This window comes from Sulfuricaulis sp., assembly GCF_040901545.1.
Taxonomy (GTDB): Bacteria; Pseudomonadota; Gammaproteobacteria; order Acidiferrobacterales; family Sulfurifustaceae; genus Sulfuricaulis.
Window position 1 is genome coordinate 37,669 of record NZ_JBBDYL010000052.1, and the last position, 25,415, is coordinate 63,083.

At 55.6% G+C, this 25,415-nt stretch carries 13 protein-coding genes; all 13 read right to left on the bottom strand.

Annotated elements, in window-relative coordinates; genetic code table 11:
* Positions 1–212: 212 nt before the first annotated feature.
* The 13 genes from WD823_RS10745 to WD823_RS10805 all read right to left on the bottom strand — a co-directional run bounded on the left by WD823_RS10745 (position 213) and on the right by WD823_RS10805 (position 25,378).
* Positions 213–5,366, bottom strand: a complete 5,154-nt coding sequence (locus tag WD823_RS10745) for a malto-oligosyltrehalose synthase (RefSeq protein WP_368429492.1) — start codon at positions 5,364–5,366, stop codon at positions 213–215.
* A complete protein-coding gene (treZ, locus tag WD823_RS10750; RefSeq protein WP_368429493.1) occupies positions 5,359–7,215 on the bottom strand; it encodes a malto-oligosyltrehalose trehalohydrolase in 1,857 nt (618 codons plus the stop codon). The genes WD823_RS10745 and treZ overlap by 8 nt, the downstream gene beginning before the upstream one ends.
* Positions 7,212–8,342, bottom strand: coding sequence for a transaldolase (gene tal / locus WD823_RS10755; protein WP_368429494.1), 1,131 nt, complete (start codon positions 8,340–8,342; stop codon positions 7,212–7,214). Before tal ends, treZ begins: the two co-directional genes overlap by 4 nt.
* On the bottom strand, positions 8,339–9,628 hold the full coding sequence (locus WD823_RS10760) for a glycosyltransferase (protein ID WP_368429495.1): 1,290 nt from the start codon (positions 9,626–9,628) through the stop codon (positions 8,339–8,341). Before WD823_RS10760 ends, tal begins: the two co-directional genes overlap by 4 nt.
* A gap of 10 nt (positions 9,629–9,638) precedes the next feature.
* Positions 9,639–12,134, bottom strand: a complete 2,496-nt coding sequence (locus WD823_RS10765) for a phosphoketolase (protein WP_368429496.1) — start codon at positions 12,132–12,134, stop codon at positions 9,639–9,641.
* Positions 12,131–13,267, bottom strand: a complete 1,137-nt coding sequence (locus tag WD823_RS10770) for an acetate/propionate family kinase (RefSeq protein WP_368429497.1) — start codon at positions 13,265–13,267, stop codon at positions 12,131–12,133. The genes WD823_RS10765 and WD823_RS10770 overlap by 4 nt, the downstream gene beginning before the upstream one ends.
* A 244-nt stretch (positions 13,268–13,511) precedes the next feature.
* Positions 13,512–15,653, bottom strand: coding sequence for a glycogen debranching protein GlgX (gene glgX / locus WD823_RS10775; protein ID WP_368429498.1), 2,142 nt, complete (start codon positions 15,651–15,653; stop codon positions 13,512–13,514).
* Between the two features lie 94 nt (positions 15,654–15,747).
* On the bottom strand, positions 15,748–16,440 hold the full coding sequence (locus WD823_RS10780) for a hypothetical protein (RefSeq protein WP_368429499.1): 693 nt from the start codon (positions 16,438–16,440) through the stop codon (positions 15,748–15,750).
* A gap of 94 nt (positions 16,441–16,534) precedes the next feature.
* Positions 16,535–19,861, bottom strand: a complete 3,327-nt coding sequence (treS, locus tag WD823_RS10785; RefSeq protein ID WP_368429500.1) for a maltose alpha-D-glucosyltransferase — start codon at positions 19,859–19,861, stop codon at positions 16,535–16,537.
* A 9-nt stretch (positions 19,862–19,870) separates the two neighbouring features.
* The gene (locus tag WD823_RS10790) at positions 19,871–21,883 is read right to left on the bottom strand and encodes an alpha-1,4-glucan--maltose-1-phosphate maltosyltransferase (protein WP_368429501.1); all 2,013 of its coding nucleotides are present in this window, start codon (positions 21,881–21,883) and stop codon (positions 19,871–19,873) included.
* Positions 21,884–21,900: 17 nt separating this feature from the next.
* Positions 21,901–23,829: a 1,4-alpha-glucan branching protein GlgB gene (gene glgB, locus WD823_RS10795; RefSeq protein WP_368429523.1), complete on the bottom strand. Its 1,929-nt coding sequence runs from the start codon at positions 23,827–23,829 to the stop codon at positions 21,901–21,903.
* Between the two features lie 390 nt (positions 23,830–24,219).
* The gene (locus WD823_RS10800; RefSeq protein WP_368429502.1) at positions 24,220–24,996 is read right to left on the bottom strand and encodes a TatD family hydrolase; all 777 of its coding nucleotides are present in this window, start codon (positions 24,994–24,996) and stop codon (positions 24,220–24,222) included.
* Between the two features lies 1 nt (position 24,997).
* Positions 24,998–25,378, bottom strand: coding sequence for a PilZ domain-containing protein (locus tag WD823_RS10805; protein WP_368429524.1), 381 nt, complete (start codon positions 25,376–25,378; stop codon positions 24,998–25,000).
* Positions 25,379–25,415: the final 37 nt, after the last annotated feature.

Here is a 25,415-nt window from a genome sequence, read left to right on the forward strand (position 1 = left end):
AGCGGTTATAAGATTTTGTAAATCGGGCAAGCCCGCGTGTTTTCATTCGCATTTTAGTGCAACAATTTCAAAAGTAGATCGCGCCACTTCGTCGTTTTCTACCAGGTCAAGAATCTTCTTTATGCTGGATTGAATACTATGCAGCGAGTCTCCCAGGTCTACATCGGGGACGCTCGCGTCCGTCCGATCGATCAGCGGTAATGTTTTTAGAATTATATATTAATCAATATTGCCGTAGGGAACAAACCACAAAGCTTAGTAAGCGGGATCTGTGGTTTTCCATTTCTGACGATAGTTTGCACCCTCTCCCCGGTAAGGACGTTATAGTAGGTTTCTCTCTCCGGTGTGGGCGACTCCAGCCAGGTGTCTCGCCAGACTGACGCATCGAATGTGGCTTCATGCGCGTTGCCTATTAATTGAGAAAACCATCGAGGAGCGGCAATTATGAGTGTTTGCCGCGAGGTTACTCTGGCGAAGGCGCACACGTGGTCCATACGCGGCCCTTCGACCGTAAGAGGCAGATAGTTACCTTTGGCAAATAACTCAGGATTGGCATTGCGCAGCGTCAGCAACTCCGAAATCAGATATAACTTTGCCCTGCCGTCATCCAGATTATTCATAAGTTCGTCCAGCTGTTTCGCACGAGCCTTTGCATCAAGCGAATGCCAGGATTCCATCTCGTTCAGCATTTCCCACCGCAAGGAATAATTCACGGCTCGGCGATTATCGGGGTCGACCAGACTCAGATCCCAGAGCTCGGTACCCTGGTAAATATCCGGCACTCCAGGACAAGTAAGCTTGATGGCGGTCTGACTTAAGCTGTTGAACTGTCCAAGTCGGGCCACCTGGCGTTGGAACGGCAGAAAATCATCCAGAAACAGGTTGCGTTCCGGCGAGTTCAGTACCGCACGAACAAAGGCGACAGTGCCTTCCTCGTACTCACGGTTGGGATTGATCCAACTCGTATGCGCCTTAGCCTCACGAATCGCTTTTAGCATGTAGGCTTCAATACGTTCGCGCATTTCGGCCAGGTGTTTATCGTCGAGCGGTGCTGTGGGCCATATGCCTAATAATGTTTGATAAATCAAATATTCATCATTGGGATCGGGCGCCCAGCCGGCATCGAGACGCCGTTTCTTGCTGCGATTAATACGACTCCAGCGGGTTAAATGTGTACGCCACCCGGATGCGACCTCGGACAGGACATTGATTCGTGATCGGACATCTTCGCTGCGTTTGGTGTCGTGTGAAGAAGTGCACAGCATGGCATGCGGCCAGCGCCGCAGACGTTCCTGATTCGCATGGTGAAATGCAGCCATGGATACAGCAAACCGTTTCAGATCGCCGCCGACCTCATTGAGTGAAACCAGGCGGTTGTATCTATAGAACATCGTGTCTTCGAGGCCCTTCGCCATGACCGGCGCCGTGTATTGCTGAAAACGCATGGCAAATTCTGCAACGGTGTTTTTGTATCGCTCATCGGAGCCTTCCAGATCCTCGAGCAATAAAATACGACGTATAAAATCGAATATACTGACATCGGCGGCCAGACTACGGCGCTTGGCTGCAGATATGGCCCAATCCACATAGCGCCGGTCTTCATCTGTTACTCGCTCCTTCGTGACATATGTACGGTAGACAGGAAAACAGGCAACGACCTCGAAAAGAGCGGTCCGCTGGGCAGTGCCGGTAAAATCGCGTGTATCGCGATCTGACTCTGAAATCCGATCCAGATAATTCGTCAGTACATGCAACTCGCTCGAAAGCGAGGCACGCATTACGGTTTTCTTGCATTCATACAAGAGATCGTCAAAATCAGGTTGGGGGCCGGCGAAACGGCGGTACAGCCTGTCCAATTCACGCTCGGCCGGTCCGTATACGAATAATCCATTGACCAGATTCGTGAAATCATATCCGGTGGTACCGTGCACACTCCAGTTTTCCGGCAAACGTTCGTGGCTCGCAAGGATCTTTTCCGCCACGATGTAAAGTGATAATGCGATTGGAGTATTAACAGATTTAGTTATCGGTGACGTCGCATCGCTGGTGGTTGAGTGCGAGAACCGCTGGTTTAGCCATTCAAAATATTGTGCCGGGTTATACAGTCCGTCTGGATGGTCAATACGTAATCCATCGACTTTTTGCTGCTCGATAAAGTCAAATATTAAGCGGTGTGTGGCCTCAAAAACGGCGGGTTCTTCAGTCCGTATCCCGGCCAGGTCATTAACGTCAAAAAACCGGCGGTAATTGATTTCATCGCTGGCAACCCGCCAGTACGCCAGACGATAGGCCTGGGCTTCGAGCAATTCGTGCAGCAAATCAAAACTATCGGGATTGCCGGCGGTTCCGTTGAATGTAATAGTATTTTTTTCAATGATATTCCGTATGTCGGCATGGTCACGAAACAATTGCGCAAGACGGCGCTTGTGAATTTCCTTGTCACGACGTCGTTCCTTGATGCGCGCTTCGCCTGTCTCCCAGCGCGCCGGTAAGTTCTGCAGCGCAGTAATAAGACTTTGTAAATCGAGCAAGCCCGCGTGTTTTTCTAGCTGTTCCGGCTCCAAACGGTTGAGTTCGCGGGTTAGTATCATCGGATACGTCTGGGTATCAACGGGAAATCGATGTGTGTAATAACGAATCGCGTAAGCCCCCGCTTCACTTTCGAAAGTCAGCTTGATTTCCGCGTTCTCCAGCGATTTTCCATAATGGTCGCCGAGCACGGGACATAATACTTTACCGCGCAAATCGTCTTTTGGCGGATTCCAGTCAATGTCAAAATAATTGGCAAAGGCAGATGACTGGCCGTTCTCAAGCACATCCTGCCACCACTGATTATCGTCTCCTCCCACGCCCATGTGGTTGGGAACAACATCGAGTATGAGTCGCAGGCCGTTCTCTTGCAGGGCCGAAACAAATCGTTCGAAATCGTCTCGACTCCCGATTTCCGGATTGAGGGCATTGTGGTCAACGATGTCATATCCATGGAGACTTCCTGCGCGCGCCTTGAGATGTGGCGAAGCGAAACAGTGACTGATCCCGAGCCGCTTCAGATACGGAACCAGCTCAGTGGCATCGGAAAAAGTAAAATGACGATGAAACTGAAGTCGGTAAGTAGCCGTCGGAATCACCGCTGCTCGCTCGCGTCTGGCTGAAGCAGGCGTCGTTGTGCGTCGCGTTTGCATCATTGTCGCCAGTTTGTGCCAGCGGGAATCTGCGGCCAAATCTTCAATATCAACGGATAATCTATATCGCCAATTCGGACGCTCACTGGAGGTTCCCGGAAGATTCACCTGTTTACGCTGCCCGAAAATGTCTTCGAGCTGAACCAGCATGATTTTTGACGACGCATTGGCGAGATAGGCGTGAACCGCGCAGGCAAGCTCAGGCGTCATGTCCGGGCTCGATACCGGATGTATCGTGAGGGTAGCCGGCAGCAACTTTTCCCTTTCAAGCGCGATCAGCAAGCGGGCGCGATCTTCGGCCCGGCCGATTACCTGCCTGTCGCGTGCCGTTTCCGATGGAAAATGTCCGAGCGCGGTTCTTTCGGCGAGATCGTCCCCGTGCCAGAAGCCGGACAGCGTCGGCAAGTCGTGCGTGCCGATTGCCACCAGGGCCTGATCCGGATATGAAGCAGGAGGCTTGAAATCTCCCTGCGCGTCTCTTTCAAAATACAGCAAACGGTAAGATAAAACGCCCAGGGACGCGAGCGATTTGCGTACTGAATCGGGCACCGTTCCAAGATCCTCGCCGATCACAAGGCATCGGTTACGCTGACTCTCCAGTGCGAGGATTCCAATCAAGTCGTCAAATGGATAGCCCACATAAGTGCCATGGTCCGGGGCGCCTGCTTCCGGAACCCAGAACAGCCGCATGAGACCCATGACGTGGTCGATGCGCAACGCGCCGCTGTGCTGCATGTTGGCGCGCAAAGTTTCAATGAACGGGGCATAGGCTGATTCGATAAGCGATTCCGGATTCCAGGGTGGCAGACCCCAGTTCTGGCCGTGCAGATTGAAGTCATCCGGAGGAGCGCCGATCACGGCGTTGGACACGTAAAGATCCCGGTTGGCCCAGACTTCGGCACCGGCCCGATCAACGCTGATGGCCAAGTCCTGATACAGGCCTATGCCCAGACCCAATTCAAGCGAGCGGCGTCCCGCGGCGGCCAGCTGCATATCGGCCTGCCACTGCAAGTACTGGAAAAATTCCACACGATCACGCCGTGCCGTGGCAAATTGCTGTACTTCGTTGGAACGTGGATTTTGAAACACTTCCGGCCACACCGGCCAACCCCAGATTGTGGAGTCCTGCTCATGAAGGTGTTCTTGCAGGGCTTCGTATAAAGCGTGCCGGTAAAGCGCGTCGCCATGCTGTTGTGTAAAATTCTTGAATGCCTGCGACCGGTCGGTATTTGAAGCAATATCATGCTTGCGAAAATACTGATACAGCTGCTCCAAAACCGGCCGTTTCACAGCCGCGACCGCGGTGTAATCCACGGATTCCGACTTCCGCAGCGGCTGGAGCCGTGCCTGAAAATCGGGATGCGCGACGGTTGTCTGCGCCGCTTCGCACTCGGCGAATTCCGGAATTGCCTCGACATCAATATAAAGTATGTTCAAGAATCGACGGCTTGAAGGGCTGTAGGGGCTGGCATGCGGCGGGTTATGCGGGAAAAGCGCGTGCAACGGGTTAAGTCCGATGATGTTGGCCCCGAATTGGCGGCAATCCTCCACCAAGCGGCGAAGGTCTGTAAAGTCGCCTATCCCCCAATTTCGCCGGGATCGCAAGGCATACAACTGCACCGCCGGTCCCCACACCTTCCCTGCTCCAGCCAGCGCCGGTGGTTGAAAACACTTATCCGGCACGACAATCAGGCTAAGACTGGCTGTCTTGCCGGGAATGCTTTTAAGTTCAAACCGGTGATAACCGGCAGGCGGGTTTTTCGGCAAAGTGAGAACGTATCTCGCCATGCCCATTCCATCTACAACGGCCTGTTCGAGCAATTTCAAAGCGGTCGATAGTGTCTTGCCACGCCATGCTCCGCCTTCCTCGGTTCGAAGCGACCATTCCAAAGCCACTTTTGATTTGGTGAAGGGAAGCACGATGGGTATGCCGATGGGAGACGTCGAAACACGCTCGACCTGCACCGGCGCCAGCATCCGCTGCCATGACCGTTGTTGATGTTTCTTTAGTTCCGTATTGAGGTTGGCATCGTCGTCAACATTAATTCCTATTGACGCCAACAATGCCTGCAGGGATTTAACCGAGGCGGCGTGTTGATTCCCCCAGATGTCCGTATAGCCCGTATCAATTCCACAAAGCCGGCAGAGCTGCCCCAAGGCGTCGAGGTCGGTTACATCAGTCACTACCGTCCTCCTGTGACATCTCCCAATACCACGACACCGACCATGGCGGCAGTTGGACACGATCGTTGACCGAGACAGGCTCGCCAGGCACAGCATACAGCAACCGGCCTGTCGGTTTGGACAGGGCGATGACTGGCTCTTCGGCCAGATTCGCGAGTAGCGTCAGATGCGAGTCATCTCCGAGTCGCCAGTGAACGCGCAAAGCCATGGCGTCGAACACATCAAAGTTGGAGCCACCGGCACGGAGTCCCTGCAATCGTGGGACGATATCGCGCGCTCGCAAGGTGAGTAAATCTTTATGAAATTGCCGCCAAACCCGGGATTTTCCGGCTCTTGCGGCGACCCAATCAAGACATGATCGGGTAAATGTCTGCTCATCGTTGGGATCAGGAATTCGTGTCCGCGCTTTTGCATCGGTGAATTCAGGAAATCGGGCAAACTCCTTGCGCCGCCCTTCCGTCACCGCGTCGGCCAGCTCCGGTCCGAAATCGCAGAAAAACAGAAACGGCTGTCGCTCACCCCATTCCTGTCCCATGAAAAGCATGGGCGGAGACGGAGCCAGCAGGAGAATGGCGGTCGCCGTCCGCAAGGCTTCCTCAGACGCCAAATCCGTGATGCGTTCGCCCATGGCCCGATTTCCAATCTGGTCGTGGTTTTGCAGGAATGACACAAACGCCGTCGGAGGCAATTCACGGCATGATTCGCCGCGCGGTGAACCATGGCGAAAGCGCGATGGTTCGCCCTGGTAGGCAAAACCTTCCGCCAGGCTGCGTCCCAGGTAGTGCGCCGGTGAATCGGCGTAATCCTCGTAATAGCCGCTCTTCTCGCCCGTGGTCATAACATGCAATGCATGGTGAATATCGTCATTCCATTGCGCGATGTAGGCGCAAGGACGCATGGCAGAATTGCGCTCGAGATATTTTGCCGCATTGTTATCATTTTCCAGCACCAGATGAATCTGACGCGACGCCCCCGGGCCGGTCGCCACGGCATGGGCGATCTCCTGGAGAATGTCGGGTTGACTGTCATCGGCAATCGCATGAACGGCGTCCAGCCGCAAACCGTCAAAGTGATATTCCTCCAACCAATACAAAGCATTGTGAATGAAAAAATCACGAACCGTCCGACTGTCGGTGCCATCGAAGTTGATCGCCGCGCCCCAGGGCGTGCGGTGTCGGTCGGTGAAAAACGACGGAGCGTAGAGAGGCAGGTAATTGCCTTCAGGACCGAAATGGTTGTAAACCACGTCGAGAAACATCATCAGGCCGCGCTGATGCGCGCCCTGCACCAGTTCTTTCAGTTCTTCAGGCCGGCCGTAACAGCTGTCCGGGGCAAAAGGCAATACGCCGTCGTAACCCCAGTTCCGGCGGCCCGGAAAGTCGGCCAACGGCATCAGTTCGATGGCCGTAATGCCCAAGTCGACCAGTTCATCGAGGCGCTGTATCACTCCAGCATAGCGGCCGGATTCAGTAAATGTTCCCACGTGCAACTCATAAATTACGGCCTCTTCCCAGGGGCGGCCACGCCAATCACTATCGGTCCACTCCCAGACAGTGGGATCGATAACCTGGCTTGGGCCGTGAATGTCGTTCGGTTGATAACGTGACGCGGGATCTGGTACACGCTGATCGCTGTCGATTCGAAACCGGTAAAACGTTCCTGGCTTCGCGCGATCCGTTACCAGGATGTACCAGCCATTGTCATCCCGTTTCATGGGAAGCATGTTCTCCTTCGACGCAAATTCCAGACACAGGTCGACGTGCCGGGCTCCGGGGGCCCATAAACGGAATCGCAGGGCGCCATCCGGTTGGAGTTCGGCGCCGAACGGCATGGAATGGCGGCGCCTCATGAATTTTCCGTCACCACCTGCCGGCGGCGCTGTGCCAATGAGGCAAGCAGCTTGTCGTACGGCTCAACGAATTTCCTTACTCCTTCGGTTTCCAGTTGTTGCGCCACGGCTTCCAGCTCGATCTTCTTCTGCGCCAGTCTGATAGGAATATCGGCGGCTTGCACCAAGTCCTGTTCCAGCCGCAGGGCCGGGTCACCGTGGTCGCGAAAGGCGTCGAGCGTTTCGGGCGGCAATGTATTCACCGTATCCGGTCCGATCAGCGCCTCGACATACTTTACGTCGCTGTAGGCCGGATCCTTGGTGCCCGTGCTCGCCCACAGCAGACGCTGCGATCGCGCGCCGTGGTCAGCCAATCGGCGCCAGCGATCGGTTGTCAGCCATTCTTTGTATATCTGATAGGCCAGGCGCGCGTACGCGACCGCCGCCTGACCGCGCAGTGAGGCCGCGGTATCGTCATTGCCGGAATCGGACAGCGCATCCAGCCGCTTGTCGACCAGCACGTCGATGCGACTCAGAAAAAAACTGGCGACCGAGGCGATCGTGTCCAGCGGTTTTCCGTCGGTACAGCGTTGCTCCAATCCGGATTGGTAGGCGGCGATTACCTCGCGGTAGCGTTTCAGGCCGAAAAGCAGGGTTATATTGACGTTGATGCCCTCGGCGATGAGCCGTTGCACGGCGGGCAGGCCCTGGGCGGTCGCGGGCACCTTGATCATGATGTTGGCGCGGTGCAACCGCTCCCACAGGCGCACCGCCTCGCGCACCGTCTGGTCCGCATCGTAGGCCAGGTGCGGCGATACCTCGATGCTGACGAAACCATCGCGTTTGTTCGTGCGCTCGTAAACCGGCAACAGCAGATCGGCAGCGAGACCGATATCGTCCAGGACGATGGCCTCGTATATTTCCGTCACGTTCCGGCTATGGCGCGCCAGTGCGGCGATGTCCGCGTCGTAGTCTTCATGGCCAGAAATGGCCTTCTCGAATATCGTCGGGTTCGATGTCAAGCCCGCAAGCCCGTCCTGCTTAATCAGGTGCGTGAGTTTCCCGCTCACCAGTAGCGCGCGTTCGATATAATCGAGCCAGATGCTCTGGCCCAGCGCCCGGATCTGCATTAATGGATTGGTATTCATGTGCCGGATTTGTTGTCAGATGACATTTTGTTGGCCACCGGTAGGCCCAAGGCGGACACACGCTGATGATTCAATGAGAACGTCGCCTCGAACGCGCTGAAAAGATCCAGATATTGCTCGAGCAACCGGCTCATGAGAAACCTCTGGCGAACCGTGTCTCGCGCGCGAAGTCCGATTTGTTTCCGCTGCGCCGGATCCCGGATAAGCTGCACGATGCGTTGCACCGTTTCTTCTTCTGTAGAAACCAGATACCCGTTGACGCCATCCTCGATCTGGTGGCGGATGCCTCCGCAGTTACCGCCGACCACAGCGGCCCCTTTCCACATCGCCTCCGTGACCGTCAAACCGAATCCTTCGCGCAGCGATTTCTGCAGCACCACGGCGGCACGACGTTGCAAGGCGTTTACCAGCGCGCTGTCCTCGGCGGTAAGAATAATGATTCGTTCCTCCTTGTGTGACAGCAAGGATTCGAAAACCTCCTGGCCTTCGGGGTCATCGGACGCCACATTACCAAGCAGCACCAACGTGGCGTCGACCTCCTCATGCGCGAGGAGAAATGCGCGGATCACACCCTCCGGATCCTTCCACCGGTCGAAACGTGAGACCTGGGCCACGATCGGCTCGTCGTCGGGAATTCCGTAATGCTCGAGCCGGTCCCGGATCACGGCGTCGTCGAGCTCTCCGTTCTTGAGCGAGAACGGATTGATGGCTGGCATGATAAACACCTGCGGCGGCGCGATCCGTTGGGAATACTCGGGCAGCGACAGGATCACGGCATTGTATTCGTCGATGAAACCGCGGAGATAATCCATGACTTCGGGGTTGGGCTGCGAGAGGTCGACATGGCAGCGCCAGATCCATGGGCAGGTGCGGCGGTAGTGATGGATGAGCGGTAATGGCTGTGGATCGTGGACGATCACCACATCGTATTCCGTCATGTCCATCCGCAGGGCGTTTTGCACCACGATTTCCTCATAAACCTCTTTCTTCAGATCGGTGAGATTGATCTCCGCGCCCTGCAGGGCGTTGTGGATTTTCTTGGTCACGTTGAAAAAATCGGGGCTGCCCTGGATAAGCCGCCAGTCGGCCTTGATGCCGAGGCTGCGCGCCAACAGCGTGGATGAAGACAACATCTCCGCCACCCCGCCGCCATAGAAGGTCGAGCTCAGATGCAACACGCGCAGATCGCGCAGTCGGTGCGCCTTGTGCAGAATCCGCTCGAGCGCCTCGTCGCCGATCAGCGGAGCGTAGTCTTCGATTTTGACGTGCCAGGAATATCGCTTCATTTGCTGTCGCTCAATGGGTCCATTTCCAATCCCGGACTTCAGGCATGTCCTGCCCGTGCTTCGTGATGTATTCCCGATGCTGGATGCGCTTGTCACGCATGCGCTGTTTCACGTATGCCGCATTCGATCCCAGTGTCGGCACGCGGTCGATGACGTCGGCCACAAGGTGAAAACGGTCCAGGTCGTTGCGCACCACCATATCGAACGGCGTCGTCGTGCTGCCCTCCTCCTTGTATCCGCGCACATGCAGGTTTTTGTGGTTGGTGCGTCGGTACGTCAGGCGGTGGATCAGCCAGGGATAACCGTGATACGCAAAGATGATCGGCTTGTCGGTCGTGAACAATGAATCGAAATCCTTGTCCGATAGACCGTGTGGATGTTCTTCCTTCGGCTGCAACGTCATCAGGTCCACGACATTGATCACGCGCACCTTCAGATCCGGGAGATGGATGCGCATCAGGTCTACCGCGGCCAACGTTTCCAACGTCGGTACGTCACCGGCACAAGCCATCACCACGTCGGGTTCGCTGTCCTCGTCGTTGCTGGCCCACTCCCAGATGCCGATGCCCTTGGTGCAATGCGCGACGGCCGCGTCCATGGCGAGCCATTGCGCCTCGGGCTGCTTGCCGGCGACGATAACGTTGATGAAGTCGCGCGAACGCAGGCACTTGTCGGTCACGTACAGCAGACTGTTGGCGTCCGGCGGGAGATATATCCGGATGACGTCCGCCTTCTTGTTCACCACGTGATCGATGAACCCCGGGTCCTGATGCGAAAAACCGTTGTGATCCTGGCGCCACACGTGCGAGGTCAGCAGGTAATTGAGCGAGGCGATCGGTCGGCGCCAGGGAATTTCACGCGTGACTTTCAGCCACTTGGCGTGCTGATTGAACATCGAATCGACGATGTGAATGAACGCCTCGTAGCAGGAGAACAGGCCATGGCGCCCGGTGAGCAAGTAGCCCTCGAGCCAGCCCTGACAGGTATGCTCGGAGAGGATTTCCATCACCCTTCCCTGCGGCGAAAGGTGGTCGTCCTCCGGCAGGGTTTCGGCCAGCCAGGTCCTGTCGGTGACCTCGAACAGCGCGCCGAGCCGGTTCGAGGCCGTTTCATCCGGACCCATGACGCGGAAATTGCGTCGTTCCAGGTTGTGTTTCATCACGTCGCGCAGGAAGGTCCCCATCACTCGTGTCGCTTCCGCCCGCGTCTGTCCCGGTTTCGGAACCGCTACGGCGTACTCGCGAAAATCCGGCATGCGCAGATCCTTGAGCAGGATCCCGCCGTTCGCGTGCGGGTTGGCGCCCATGCGACGCGCTCCGGTCGGCGCCAGATTCGCCAATTCAGGGATCAGAGTCCCGCGTTCATCGAAGAGTTCCTCCGGCCGGTAGCTTTTCATCCATTGTTCCAGCAGCTTCAGGTGCCCGGGTTTTTCTTTCAACTCGGAGAGCGGCACCTGATGCGAACGCCAGGAACCTTCCGTTTTTTTGCCGTCGACCTCTTTTGGACCGGTCCAGCCCTTGGGTGTCCGCAGGACGATCATCGGCCAACGCGGGCGAATCGGACTGGTCGGGGATTCGTTTAGCGTGGATCCGCACCGCTGAGGGGGTACAACGGGTTCGTTAGCGCCTTGGGCCGGAATCATCGAACCGCTCGCACGGGCCTGGGCCTGGATCGTCCTGATCTCGCCGATGATCGTATCGATGACAAGCGCCATCCGCTGGTGCATGTTTTGCGGGTCCGCGCCCTCGACGAAATACGGGTTGTAGCCGTAACCGCGCAGCAGGCTTTCGAGTTCATCGCGACCAATGCGCGCCAACACCGTCGGATTGGCGATCTTGTAACCATTGAGGTGCAGGATCGGCAGCACCGCCCCGTCGTAAACGGGGTTGAGGAACTTGTTGGAATGCCACGCCGTGGCCAGCGGACCGGTCTCGGCCTCGCCGTCGCCGATCACGCAGGCAACGATCAGATTCGGGTTGTCCAGCGCCGCTCCGTAGGCATGTGACAAGGCATAGCCGAGCTCCCCGCCCTCGTGAATCGACCCCGGCGTCTCGGGCGCCACGTGGCTCGGGATGCCTCCGGGAAAGGAAAACTGCTGAAAGAGTTTTTTCATGCCAGCGGCATTTTGCGGAACGTTCGGATACACTTCGCTGTAACTTCCCTCGAGCCAGGTGTTGGCCACCAGGCCGGGTCCGCCGTGACCGGGGCCGCAGATGTAAATGACATCGAGATCAGCGCGCTTGATCACGCGATTCAGGTGCGCGTAGACGAAATTGAGCCCCGGCGTCGTGCCCCAGTGGCCGAGCAATCTTGGCTTGATGTGCTCGAGGGTTAACGGCCCCTTGAGCAGAGGATTGTCGAGGAGGTAAATCTGCCCGACGGACAGATAGTTGGCCGCGCGCCAATAAGCGTCGATTCGGCGCAATTCCTCGGAGGAAAGCGGATCTGTTGGCCTGGCTTCTCCTGCTTGCGTCTGTTTTCTGGCGGGGGCATCAGTCTGAATCATGGAACACCTCCTGTTCTGGCCATGACCGCCATGGCCTCCTGAACCATCACTGGGGCCTCATCGACGGGGATTACCCAAATCGCCGCATGACTGTTCGAGTCGCTGATGCGATTTTCGGTTCCCTGCGTCGCGGCATTTTCCACCGCATCGAGCCGGATCCCCGCCCATTCCAGGCCATCGAGGATACGCGCTCGGATCTCCGGGGCATTCTCACCGACACCGCCGCCGAATAGAATGGCATCGGCACCTCCGAGCACCGCGAGATAGGCGCCGATGTATTTGCGCGCCCGATAACAGTAAAGGTCGACCGCCAAACGGGCATGCGGGTTTTCCGACGCCAGCAACACGCGCATGTCGCCGCTGATGCCGGACAGGCCCAGCAGGCCGGAGGATTCATTCAGCAACCGGTCAGTCGCCGCAGGCGATAATCCCGCCTGACGCTGCAGGTGGATGACCAGTCCCGCGTCGACATCGCCGCAGCGTGTCGCCATGACCAGGCCTTCGAGCGGCGAGAACCCCATCGAGGTGTCCCTGACGGCACCGTGCTCCGTGGCGGTGATCGAGCATCCCGCGCCGAGTTGCAGTGAAATAACACGGTCGGTTCCGCCGCTCATCGTCCGCAACGACCGCCAGCGCTGTCCCATGGCGGCGTGCGCAAGACCATGAAATCCGTAACGGCGGATACGATGCCTCGCGGCCAGGTCACGCGGCAACGCGTAGGTGCGCGCCACCTCAGGGAGGGTGGCATAAAAGGCGGTATCGAATACCGCTACCTGCGGTACCGGCGGCCCCAGCACGGCGCGGCAAGCACGCATCCAGCGCAGGGCCAGCGGGTTGTGCAGCGGCGCGAGCGGTGTCAGGCGCTCGATTTCGCGTTCCGCGCCGTCATCGAGCAGACACGACTGGAGAAATTTTTCACCGCCGTGCACCACGCGGTGGGCCACGAGTGCAATGTCAGCGAGACCGTGATCCCGGAGAAATCGCCGCACGTGTTCCGCCGGATTCCGGTGGTTCGGCTCCCCGTGCTGCGCGGCCAGAAGCTCCACTCCTGCTCCCGTCGTGGCGGCGTAGGCCGCGAGACGGATGGAGGAACTCCCTGTATTGACTGTGAGTATCGGAACGGATTTCGCCATGCACATTCCCTGTCGCTTATATAAAGATGCATCGCGGTGATCACCGCCGGAAAAAACCAGTATACTGCTGCAAACGCATGGATATTTGATGTGCATCAAAATCGGCACGCGCTGGTGTCATGCTGCGGCCAAGACACGTTACCTTTCAGTGAATCTTTTTTCCGCTAAGCAAGTTCCGCGGTGCACCGGAGCGCGGTCAATACCACAAACACCAACATTCTGAAGGACACCCGGTGATTCCCGTTCAGGGTCCTGCCGGTGTGTTGACGACCTCGCGCAGCAGCACGAGCGATCGTCCCTGCAGCGGATAGACGTGCGTGCCTTCGTAAGTCCCGTCGCGTCCGAGACCGGCGTCACGACTGGTATCCAGCTCCGCCTTCCACAACATGCCCGGACGGTAGGCCGGCAAGACAAACCCGATCTCGTCATGGTGGGCATTGAGCAGCAACAGAAAATTAACGTCCTTGATTGGGCGGCCGCGGTCATCGAACTCGTCGAGTCCGGCACCGGCGAGGAATAGTCCGAGACAGCGAGCGAACGATTGTTGCCACTCTTCGTCAGTCATTTCAGTACCGTCGGGTTTGAGCCAGGCGATATCCTTGATATCGCTGCCATGGATGCGGCGCCCCTGGAAAAACGAACGCCGCCGGAACACAGGGTGTCGCTGTTGTATTTGAATGAGCCGTCTGACGAGCGCGATCAACTCTTGGTCTTCCGGGACAAGATTCCAGTTTATCCAGGTAAGCTTGCTGTCATGGCAGTAGGCATTATTATTGCCTTGCTGAGTACGGCCCATCTCGTCTCCCGCGAGCAGCATGGGCACGCCTTGGGATAACAATAATGTCGCGAGAAAATTGCGTTTCTGGCGCGAGCGCAAGGTTTTTATCGCCGGATCGTCGGTCGAGCCTTCCACTCCGCAGTTCCATGAAAGATTATGGTCGCTGCCGTCACGATTGTCCTCGCCATTGGCATCGTTGTGTTTATCGTTGTAGCTCACGAGATCATGCAATGTGAAACCGTCATGCGCCGTTACAAAATTGATCGAAGCATACGGTCTGCGCCCACTGTGGCCGTACAGGTCGCTGGAACCGGTCAAGCGGTAGGCCAGTTCGCCAATGACGCCGCCTTCTCCTTTCCAGTAGGCGCGCACCACGTCGCGGTACTTGCCGTTCCATTCAGTCCAGCCCACCGGGAAATTGCCAACCTGGTAACCCCCCTCGCCCAGGTCCCAGGGTTCGGCGATGAGCTTCACTTGCGACAGCACCGGGTCCTGATGAATGATGTCGAAGAAGGCGGACAGACGGTTGACGTCATGCAGTTCGCGCGCCAGGGCCGAAGCAAGATCGAAGCGGAAACCGTCCACGTGCATCTCCAGCACCCAATAGCGCAGGCTGTCCATGATGAGCTGCAGCACCCGTGGGTGCTGCATGTTGAGCGTGTTGCCGCAGCCGGTGAAGTCGACGTACAAGCGCGGATCGCTGGCGTTCAGCCGGTAATAGGCCTCGTTGTCGATGCCACGGAAGGATAATGTGGGACCGAGATGGTTGCCCTCGGCGGTATGGTTATAGACCACATCGAGTACCACCTCGATACCATTCGAGTGCAGCGTCTTGACCATGGTTTTGAATTCGCCTACCGCCCCGGTCGCCGAGTAGCGCATGTCAGGGGAGAAGAAACCGATCGAATTGTAACCCCAATAGTTGCGCAGGCCTTTTTCCACCAAGTGGCGTTCATCCACACAGGTGTGCACCGGCATGAGTTCGACGGCGGTCACGCCCAGGTGCTTGAGATGCCGGATCACCGGCTCGGTGGCAAGCCCGGCGTAAGTGCCGCGCAGAGTCGGCGGCACCTCGGGGTGATTTTGCGTGAATCCCTTGACATGCAACTCGTAAATGATGGTCTCGTGCCAAGGTGTGCGCGGCAGCTCGTCGCCGCCCCACGTAAAGGCTGGATCGATGACCTTGCATTTGGGGACTCCCGGGGCATTGTTGCTGCGATCGAACGATAAATCTTCCAGCCGGTGGCCGACGCGATAACCATAATCCGCATTGCTCCATTTGACCTGTCCTACGACGGCCTTGGCATAAGGATCGAGTAACAACTTGTTGTGATTGAATCGTTTGCCTCGCTTGGGATCATACGGTCCGTAAACGCGGTACCCGTATAGCTGGCCGGGACGCGCATCGGGCAGGAAACAATGCCACACCTGATCGGTCTGCCAGGTTATCGGCAGACGCGCTATTTCCCGCCCGCCCTTGGGTTCAAACAGGCACAGTTCCACCTTCTCGGCATGTTCGGAGAAAAGCGCAAAGTTGACACCCTCGCCGTTCCAGGTGGCACCCAGAGGATAAGGACGGCCCGGCCAGACGAGCATGTTATTATTCATGACTCATTATATCCTCAGCACGACAGCCAACCTCGAGAACAGGCAAGCAACAAATGCGTGCCGATAATGCCGAACCGGTTTTGACCTGTTGTGATTACTCGTTGTGCTTCGTATCCGAAGTGTCCTTCTTGGGCCACCAACGTTCCAGCAAATCCGCTGCCATCTTTTGACCGCCGATGCCGAATGCCAAGGCCAATGCCAAAACAGTGCCGGCAATCAGCAACAGGAACGCCTGACGAATGATATCGGTGACCACGTTTACCTGATCGAGCGCGATCAGCACGACAAACACCATGATGGCATACTGGGCGATTTTCCCAAGCAGATCCGCATCCTCGAGGCCGACGTTCTTGCAATAGGCCGATACCGTCTGTGCAATGAATCGCGCGAAATACATACCGATCGCCAGTACCACCACCGCCACGATGACCTTGGGAATAAACAGAATAACGCGGCTCACCAAATCAGTGACGTAAGTAAGCCCCAGGCTGTTGAAGGCGATAACCAGAGTAATCAAAATGACAAGCCAGTAGATGAGCGCACCCAGTATTCCCGCCATTCCGGTTTTGACACCGCCTTGCTGCAAAAAGCCGTCTATCCCGGCCTTTTCGGTGAGCACATGGAAGTTAATGGCCTGCAACCCTTTTACTACGATCAACTTGAGAAATTTTGCAAACAGCCAGCCTGCAACCAGAACAATGATTGCCAAAATCAGCTTCGGCAAAAAATACCCCAATTGCGTAAGAAATGCCCGGACCGGTTCCAATGCTAGACTTACCTGCTCCATAACACCCTCCTTTTTCCTATCAACTCTTGAAAAAGATTTAGGTTACACGAGGACAACCGGGTCGCGTGTAACCATCACTGTTGAAGACTTCTTGTCATACTGCTGGGCTTTTCATTATAAGCTCCATGATGCCGCGCAAGGGAATGTGAATCCATTGCGGGCGATTGCCCAGCTCGTAGCGGAGCTCATAAAACGCCTTATCCAGAACAAAAAGGTTGAGCAGACGACGCGCCTCCTGCCAGTCGGAGTATAGCCCTGAACTACGAGCGTTTTGTTCATATGATTCGAGAAAAACACGCGCTGTTTCCGACTCCCAATCTAACACCAATCGCTCGATAGCTTCAGACCCTTCAGGGCGTTCTGGGGCTAAGTGAAATAAAGCCGTATACGCTGCGTAATTGAACGATCGCAGCATGCCTGCCACGTCCTTGAGTGGCGAGTGTTTGTTGCGACGCTCCGTCAACGGACGGGCCGGTTCGCCTTCGAAATCAATGATAACAAAATCATTCTGACTGAGGAGAACCTGGCCCAGGTGATAATCTCCGTGAAAGCGGATTTTCATGGCCTCTATCCGCGCCGGTATACATTCTTCCAGATGCTGGCGCACTTCCTCGCTCTGTGAGAGCAAAGTTTCCGCGTCAGTTCGTATCGAATCGGGCAATTCGCCAAGCCGATTCCGCAATTGTTCAAAGGTGGAATCCGCTTCTTTCTGAACCTGACGTAACCAGGCATCAGTGTCGTGAGATTGGATGGGCTCGGGGTCGAAAGCCGCATTCCCCGTGGTCGTCGCCAAGGCCTGGTGCAATTCCGCCGTACGCTGACCGAGAATCTTGATCAAGGCAAGAAAAGCCCCATGGGTCTCGGTTGGATCAGCGCGGGTGCCCGCGGCGGCATGATTTTGTTCCAGATAACGTTCAAGGTAATTCTGCGTGTAACTCCAACCGTCCCCCTGGTTTTCGACATAAGCCTGCAATATAGCCAATGTCATTACAATTCCGTCATTCCGTTTGTATTCAACCGTGCCCGCTAGCGGCACAATATTCGGAAAATGCGCCACCTCCGTCAGAAAACGGCCGATTTCGACTTCCGGGCTCTCGCCTTCCTGGAGACGCCGATAACCTTTCAGAAACAACCGATCTCCGATGGTCACGGTCGTGTTGCTTGCCTGTGCGTTCGGTTGATGCACGGGAAGCGCCGAGACGGGCATTCCCGCCAGAGCGTCAAAAGCACTGGTCGGCACACAATGAATCTTTCCGGATGTGCAATCAAATTCACGCGACGATGCGATTGCCAGAACCAGGGCGCGGCAAAAAGCTTCGTCGGCAAACGCATCCCCGAGCATCCCCATGCGCGCCTGTTGGCGGACTCGAGTTACGCATGCCGGCAACAAGCCGCGTTGGCGTTCCTCGGAGTCACTTTCCCAAACCAGTGAGAGTGGAATGAAGTATGTAGTAGATCCGCTCTTCACGCTGGCTACCTGAAACAACGCCGGGTACCAGTTCGCGTGATCGTCAATCCACTCGGCGTGATCATGGAGCACCACGCGCGACACCGCTTCCCCCTTCGATCCGAACCAGCGCTGGGAAGATATAAACCGGGGCAGTGCCTCTTCTTCAAACTGCTTCCGGACTTTCTCCGCCATGGCGATGCGCCACGGCACGACCCGGTCGCGGAAGAAACTGTGCCAGCCATCGAATAGCACCAATAAGGGTGGTTCTTCGCGCGGGAGACGTTCTTCGTGCCATGACGGCACTTCCTCCCCCTTCGCCAGACGGAACCAGTAAAAACCATGTCCGTGCAGCGTGAGCAGGTAGGGGAGATCTCCGATGGGCGGAAAGGCGGTCCGACCCATGAGCTCCACGGGGACACAACCCTTGTACCGGGAAAGATCCAGTTCCACCGGCTGTGCCGAGCGCGACAAATTGGCCACGCACAGGATGATCTCGTCGGCATATTCACGGATATACGCCAGCATTTTGCGGTTTCCGGGTTTGAGAAAATGCAATGTCCCGCGTCCGAAGGCCTTGCTGCTTTTTCGTACGGCGAGCAGCCGTTTCATCCAGTTCAGCAACGATGACGGATCGCGCGATTGCGCTTCCACGTTCACGGCCTCGAAGCCGTATACCGGGTCCATGATTGGCGGCATAAACAACCGCTGGGGATCGGCGCGGGAAAATCCGGCATTGCGATCCGGTGACCACTGCATCGGCGTACGCACGCCATTACGGTCACCCAAGTAAATATTGTCTCCCATGCCGATCTCGTCGCCGTAATAGATGATCGGCGATCCCGGCATCGACAGCAGCAGACTGTTCATCAGCCGGATCTTGTCCATGTCGTTATCCATGAGTGGCGCGAGCCGCCGGCGAATGCCCAGATTAAGTCGCGCTCGCGGGTCGGCGGCATACATCTGATACATGTAGTCGCGCTCCTTGTTCGTGACCATTTCCAGCGTCAGTTCGTCGTGGTTTCGCAGGAAAATCGCCCATTGACAAATCTCCGGTATTTCGGGGGTCTGTTGCATGATTTCCACAATCGGATGCCGGTCCTCCTGTCCAATGGCCATGTACATGCGCGGCATGAGCGGAAAATGATAAGCCATGTGGCACTCATCACCGACGCCGAAATAATCGCGCACGTCTTCGGGCCACAGATTGGCTTCCGCCAGAAACATGCGATTGCGGTAATGCGCATCGATGACCGCGCGCATCTGTTTTATCACGGCATGTGTCTCGGGCAGATTCTCGTTATTGGTGCCTTCGCGCACGCATAAATAGGGAATCGCATCGAGCCGCAGACCGTCCACGCCCTGATCGAGCCAGAATTGCATGACGCGCGTTATCGCTTTTACGACCTGCGGATTGTTGTGATTAAGATCCGGCTGGTGTGAAAAAAACCGATGCCAGTAATACGCCTTGGCTTCATCGTCCCAGGCCCAGTTCGATTTCTCGGTATCGGTAAAGATAATTCTGGTCTGTTCAAACTTCTTGGCGGTTTCGCTCCAGACATAGAAATCACGCTTTGGAGAACCTGGCGGAGCGCGCCGGGCTGCCTGGAACCATGCATGCTGGTCGGATGTGTGATTGATGACCAGCTCGGTTATGACTCGTAATCCGCGCTCATGGGCGGCACGTACAAACGTCGTGAAGTCCTTGCGTGAACCGTACTCCGGAAAGATATTCCGGTAATCCGAAATATCGTAACCGTCGTCGTGCATGGGTGACGGGTAAAAAGGCAGTATCCAAAGAGTGTTTACCCCGAGTGCCTGCAAGTAATCGAGTTTAGCGGTCAATCCGGGAAAATCGCCGATACCATCGTTATTGCTGTCAAAAAAGGCTTTGACGTGCAATTCATAAATGACGGCGTCCTTGTACCAGAGCGGATCAACGTCGAGGGGGGTTGTGCGCGGATCGCTGCTCATTCGGAGTGGTTACATGTAGTAATCAAAATCCTGCTCAGACCGAACACGCCGTCTGAGACGGAAAATATGCGCTGGCGACAACTGTGGATCGAGCTCGACATAATTGCGCGTGCCGTTCCAGATGTAGCGAGCGTCGCTCAGCAGGTCGTGCATCTGGTACGGTTGCTCGGCATGGACACCCAGCATCTCCAGCGGCAGATCGACCCACCCGGACTGGCGGTGATGCGGGTCCAGATTGACAACCACGAGGATAATATCGCCCAGGTCGTCGGTTGTTTTGCTGTAGCAAATCAGCTTTTCATTATCGATATCATGAAACCGCAGACTCCAGTCACTCTGCAATGCGGGATTTTCCCGACGGATGCGATTTACGCGTGTGATGTGATCTTTCAGGCTGTCTGGCCGGTTTGTGTCCCAGTGCCGCAATTGATATTTCTCGGAATCCAGGTACTCCTCGCTGCCGGGCTTGCTGGCGCGGTTTTCGGCGAGCTCAAATGCCGGCCCATAGATTCCGTAGCTCGCCGCCAACGTTGTCGCCAGCGTGTGCCGCACCAGAAAGGCCGGGCGCCCTCCGAACTGGAGGTATTCATTGAGAATGTCGGGAGTGTTGGGCCATACGTGCGGCCGGAAATATTCCCGGCTCTCGGACTTCGTCAACTCGGTAAAATACTCGGTCAGCTCATGCTTGGTATTGCGCCAGGTAAAATAGGTGTAGGAGAACGTAAAACCGAGTTTGGCCAGACGGTGCATCACCTTGGGTCGCGTGAAGGCCTCCGCCAGAAACAGAACATCGGGATGTTGGCGTTTGATATCGTTGATCAGCCATTCCCAAAAAGCAAAAGGCTTGGTATGCGGATTATCAACGCGGAAAATCCTGATCCCCTGCCCGATCCAGAATCCGACAATGTCCTTCAGTTCGTGCCACAGGCTTTCCCATGACTCGGTTTCGAAATCGAAAGGATAGATGTCCTGGTATTTCTTCGGCGGATTCTCGGCATATTGTACGCTCCCGTCCGGACGGCGGCGGAACCATTCAGGATGCTCCTTGACATACGGATGATCCGGTGAACTCTGATAGGCGACATCCAGCGCTACCTCAAGTCCTTGTTCCTTCGCTTTGCCCACAAACCGGCGAAAGTCGTCGATCGTGCCCAGCGCCGGGTGTATCGATTTATGGCCGCCCGCTTTTGCACCGATGGCCCATGGACTACCCGTGTCCTCGGGTCCGGCGGTCAGAGTATTGTTCGGTCCCTTGCGGTATGCCCGTCCAATAGGATGTATCGGAGGTAAATAAACTACGTCAAATCCCATGGATGCGGCATAGCGCAATCGTGCCTCGCAGTCCCGGAAGCCGGCGTGTTGATTGCCTTGGCAGGAATGCGGGAAGAATTCGTACCAGGAACTGAATCGTGCGCGTTCCCGGTCCACCACGAGCGTCAGTTCCTTGTCGTAACGCGTCACCTGTTGCCGGCTGGTGTAACGTTCCATCAGGTCAGTAATTTCGTCATCCAGCGCCACGCGTCGTTTTTCATCTAACGAAGCGCTGCCGTTTAATGTCCGGGCGGCCGAATTCAACTTCTCGGCCTCACGGCCCGTAACATTCACAGATGCTTTCTTGATCAGTTCAGCCCCGCTTTTGTACACCATCGTCAGATCCGGGTCGGTATCAGGTCGATGCGTTAAATCGAACTGCCATGACTGAAAATGGTTTACCCAAGCCATGATGGTATAACGGTATCGTCCTATTTCCGTCACGCGGAATGTGGCTCGCCAACGGTCATTCCCCAAGGCTGCCATCGGCACTTCAGTCCATTCCTTGTTCAATTCGCGGCGGTAAAGCACAACGGGCGTGATCTTTTCGTGCCCGTCAACAAATACATCAGCTTCGACAACAACCGATTCTCCGACAACGCGTTTTATCGGGAACCGCCCGTTGTCGATCTCCGGCGCGACCTCTTCAATCACAACGCGAGCGCGTCCTTCGAATGCAATCTTCGATTCTGATGTATGTGTTTTCGACATGAGATGAATTATTGCTATTATTCGTGCACCGGCGGCGCACCCGGAGCTTTGAAGTAGAGCGCTCCCAATGGTGGCAATGTCAATGAGAGGGAATAGTAACGACCATGCGCTGGAATTGGTGCCGCTTCGATTCCGCCGACATTTCCTTGACCGCTCCCGCCATAAATCACGGCATCGCTGTTCAGTACTTCACGCCAAAACCCGCCATGCGGAACACCGACACGATAGTCGGTACGTGGCACCGGTGTGAAATTGCAAACAACCAGCACCAGGTCCTCGGGTTTTTCACCCTTGCGGAAGAAACTGATGATGCTGTGTTCCCAATCATGCAGGTCCACCCATTCAAACCCATTGTTCTCAAAATCCCGGGCGTAGAGAGCGGGTTCTCTCCGGTAAAAATGATTTAGATCCTGCAACCAGCGTTGAATCCCCTGATGCGGGGCGTTTCCGAGCAAATGCCAGTCAAGGCTTCGATCATGATTCCATTCGCGCCATTGTCCGAATTCGCCGCCCATGAACAATAATTTCTTCCCGGGATGGCTATATTGGTATCCGAACAACAAGCGCAGATTGGCGAATTTTTGCCAGTCGTCTCCGGGCATTTTCCCGAGGAGGGAACCCTTGCCGTGTACCACCTCATCGTGGGAGAACGGCAGAATAAAGTTCTCGTGAAATGCATACCAGATGCTGAAGGTAAGCTGATCATGATGATATTTGCGGTAGATGGTATCGAGCGAGAAATATTTCAGCGTGTCGTGCATCCAGCCCATGTTCCACTTCAAGCCAAAGCCCAATCCGCCGAGGTAAGTCGGCCGCGATACCATTGGCCAGGCGGTGGACTCTTCGGCAACGGTTTGCGCACTTGGGTGATCGCGGTACACGGCCTCATTCAAATCGCGCAGAAACTGGACTGCCTGGATATTTTCCCTGCCACCGTATTCATTCGGTATCCACTCACCGGCTTGGCGTGCGTAATCGAGGTAGAGTATTGATGCCACCGCATCGACGCGTAAGCCGTCGGCATGATATTTGTCGAGCCAGAAAAGCGCGCTGGAGATCAGGATCGAGCGTACTTCGTGCCTTCCGTAATTGAAGATACTTGAATTCCATTCCGGGTGATAACCGAGCTTTGGATCGGCATGTTCGAACAGGTAAGTACCGTCGAAATACACGAGCCCATGCTCGTCGGTGGGAAAGTGTGAAGGCACCCAGTCGAGTATCACTCCTACATCGTTCTGGTGCAGGCGATCCACGAGATGCATGAAATCCTGCGGTGTGCCGTAACGCGCGGTGGGTGTGAAATATCCCGTGGTCTGATACCCCCAGGAACCGTAAAACGGATGCTCCGTCACCGGCATGATTTCAACATGGGTGAAATCCATATCGCTTACATAATCTGCCAGCTGACCGGCAAGTTCGCGGTAACTAAGCGAGCGGTTGTTGTCTTCAGGAACACATCGCCAGGAACCGAGGTGCACTTCGTAAATGGACATTGGCGAGTTTAGGGCGTTCGACTCCGTGCGCTTTTCCATCCATTGACTGTCGTCCCAGTCGAAATCGAGACCCCATACAATGGATGCCGTGCGCGGAGGCGCCTCGGAACGCATGGCGAATGGATCGGATTTCTCGACACGGTAATTATTATGATGGGAAGTGATATGGTATTTATAATGATTTCCCGCAGTAACCCCTGGAATAAACCCTTCCCAAATGCCTGAATCATCCTCACGCTTTCGCAATAGATGCGTATCCGGCCGCCAGTCGTTGAAATCACCGATAACGGAGACTTTATGCGCGTTAGGTGCCCAAACCGCGAATTGCACACCTGGTGGGGTACCCTTGACCGTAAGCAAGTGCGAGCCAAGTTTTTCATATAAGCGGACGTGTCTACCCTGACGAAATAAGTAGATATCATGGTCTGTCAGCAGGCTGAATCCTTGAAGCACGCGCTTATTGTCACTGGTCCGCGTTCTCGTCACTCGGGATCTCCTGTGTCGGCCACGTGCATGGCATCATGCGCCATCACTCCACTCAGCCTTGCAATGAAAGACAGCTTACACAGGTCAATTTGACCTTAGTGTTTCCTAATTACGTGTAATGTCGCGCTTTCGATAGATTTTTATCGTCCTGTCCGCGACGATCCCGCGATGAAAACCGCGGTTAGCGGATTGATATCTATGGACGATGGCTTGAACAAACAGAGGGCAACTGTAACCCATTGTAAGGTAATGATCAAATAACGATTCGTATTGCAATATCCTTTTACAGCAGTTTCATCCTAATTTATTTTCGATATTCCCGTATATCATTAAGCCCTGGTTTTCACACGCGCTTTCTCAGTGTCCGGCGTGTTTGAACAATGTAAAAAAATTACGCGTTGTAATCTCTGCAATCGATTCGGTGTGAACATCGCGGATATTCGCCAGACATTCCGCAACATGGCGCACATAGGCCGGCTCGTTGGTTTTACCGCGATATGGCACGGGGGCGAGATACGGTGCATCCGTTTCGATTAACAGGCGATCAGAAGGAACCAGTCTGGCTACTTCACGCAGGGCTTCCGCATTCCGAAAGGTGACAATCCCGGAAAACGAGATGTAGAAGTTCAGGTCCAGAGCCTGGCGTGCAACTTCCCGGCTTTCGGTAAAACAGTGCATCACCCCGCCTGGCTCAGCGGCGCCTTCATCGCGCATGATACGTATGGTATCCACGGACGCCTCGCGTGAATGGATGATGAGTGGTTTCCCGGACTGTTTCGCCGCGCGGATGTGATTGCGAAATCTTTCCTGCTGCCAACCCATCTCTCCTCTATCGCGATAATAGTCCAGCCCCGTTTCACCGATGGCCACCACCCTTTCGTCTTTCGCCAGATCGACAAGGTCTTTAACCGATGGCTCATGTCCCTCTTTTTCATTGGGATGGACACCGACAGAGGCATAAATATTTTCATTACGGTGCGATAGTTGGCTAATTTCCGGGAAAGTTTCCAGAGTAACCGACACGCACAACATATGCGTTACCCCGTTATCGCGGGCACGCTGGAGCACGTCATCCAGACCGGTATTCAGGGGTTCGAAATTAAGATGGCAGTGAGAATCGACGAGCGGCGTCACATTACATAGTATGCGTAAGACGCTCGGAATTCAGCGCACCGGCGAGGATTCCTTCGATTTTGTGGCGCGCGATACCGGAATCCTTTTCGCTGAATTGAATGCCAATTCCTGAAGTACGGCTGCCTTGGGCCCCGGCGGGAGTTATCCAGATTACATGGCCGGCAACCGGAATTTTTTCCTTGCTGTCCATCAGCGTCAACAGCATGAATATTTCTTCTCCGAGTTTATAAGCCCGGTTACTGGGTACAAATATTCCGCCTCCTTTCACAAACGGCATATAGGCCGCGTAAAGCGCGTTTTTGTCTTTTATCGTGAGCGACAGTACGCCCGGTCGCGCCACGTTGGGACCGGGCCTAACAGGCTTGGTTAAGCCGGCGGGCATCGATGAAGAGGTTTTTGTGGTCATAAAAACAACTGCT

Coding starts and splice junctions, on each gene's coding strand:
- treZ (WP_368429493.1), bottom strand. CDS start 7,215: ATGAGGCGCCGCCATTCCATGCCGTTCGGCGCCGAACTCCAACCGGAT.
- tal (WP_368429494.1), bottom strand. CDS start 8,342: ATGAATACCAATCCATTAATGCAGATCCGGGCGCTGGGCCAGAGCATC.
- WD823_RS10760 (WP_368429495.1), bottom strand. CDS start 9,628: ATGAAGCGATATTCCTGGCACGTCAAAATCGAAGACTACGCTCCGCTG.
- WD823_RS10765 (WP_368429496.1), bottom strand. CDS start 12,134: ATGATTCAGACTGATGCCCCCGCCAGAAAACAGACGCAAGCAGGAGAA.
- WD823_RS10770 (WP_368429497.1), bottom strand. CDS start 13,267: ATGGCGAAATCCGTTCCGATACTCACAGTCAATACAGGGAGTTCCTCC.
- glgX (WP_368429498.1), bottom strand. CDS start 15,653: ATGAATAATAACATGCTCGTCTGGCCGGGCCGTCCTTATCCTCTGGGT.
- WD823_RS10780 (WP_368429499.1), bottom strand. CDS start 16,440: ATGGAGCAGGTAAGTCTAGCATTGGAACCGGTCCGGGCATTTCTTACG.
- treS (WP_368429500.1), bottom strand. CDS start 19,861: ATGAGCAGCGATCCGCGCACAACCCCCCTCGACGTTGATCCGCTCTGG.
- WD823_RS10790 (WP_368429501.1), bottom strand. CDS start 21,883: ATGTCGAAAACACATACATCAGAATCGAAGATTGCATTCGAAGGACGC.
- WD823_RS10805 (WP_368429524.1), bottom strand. CDS start 25,378: ATGCCCGCCGGCTTAACCAAGCCTGTTAGGCCCGGTCCCAACGTGGCG.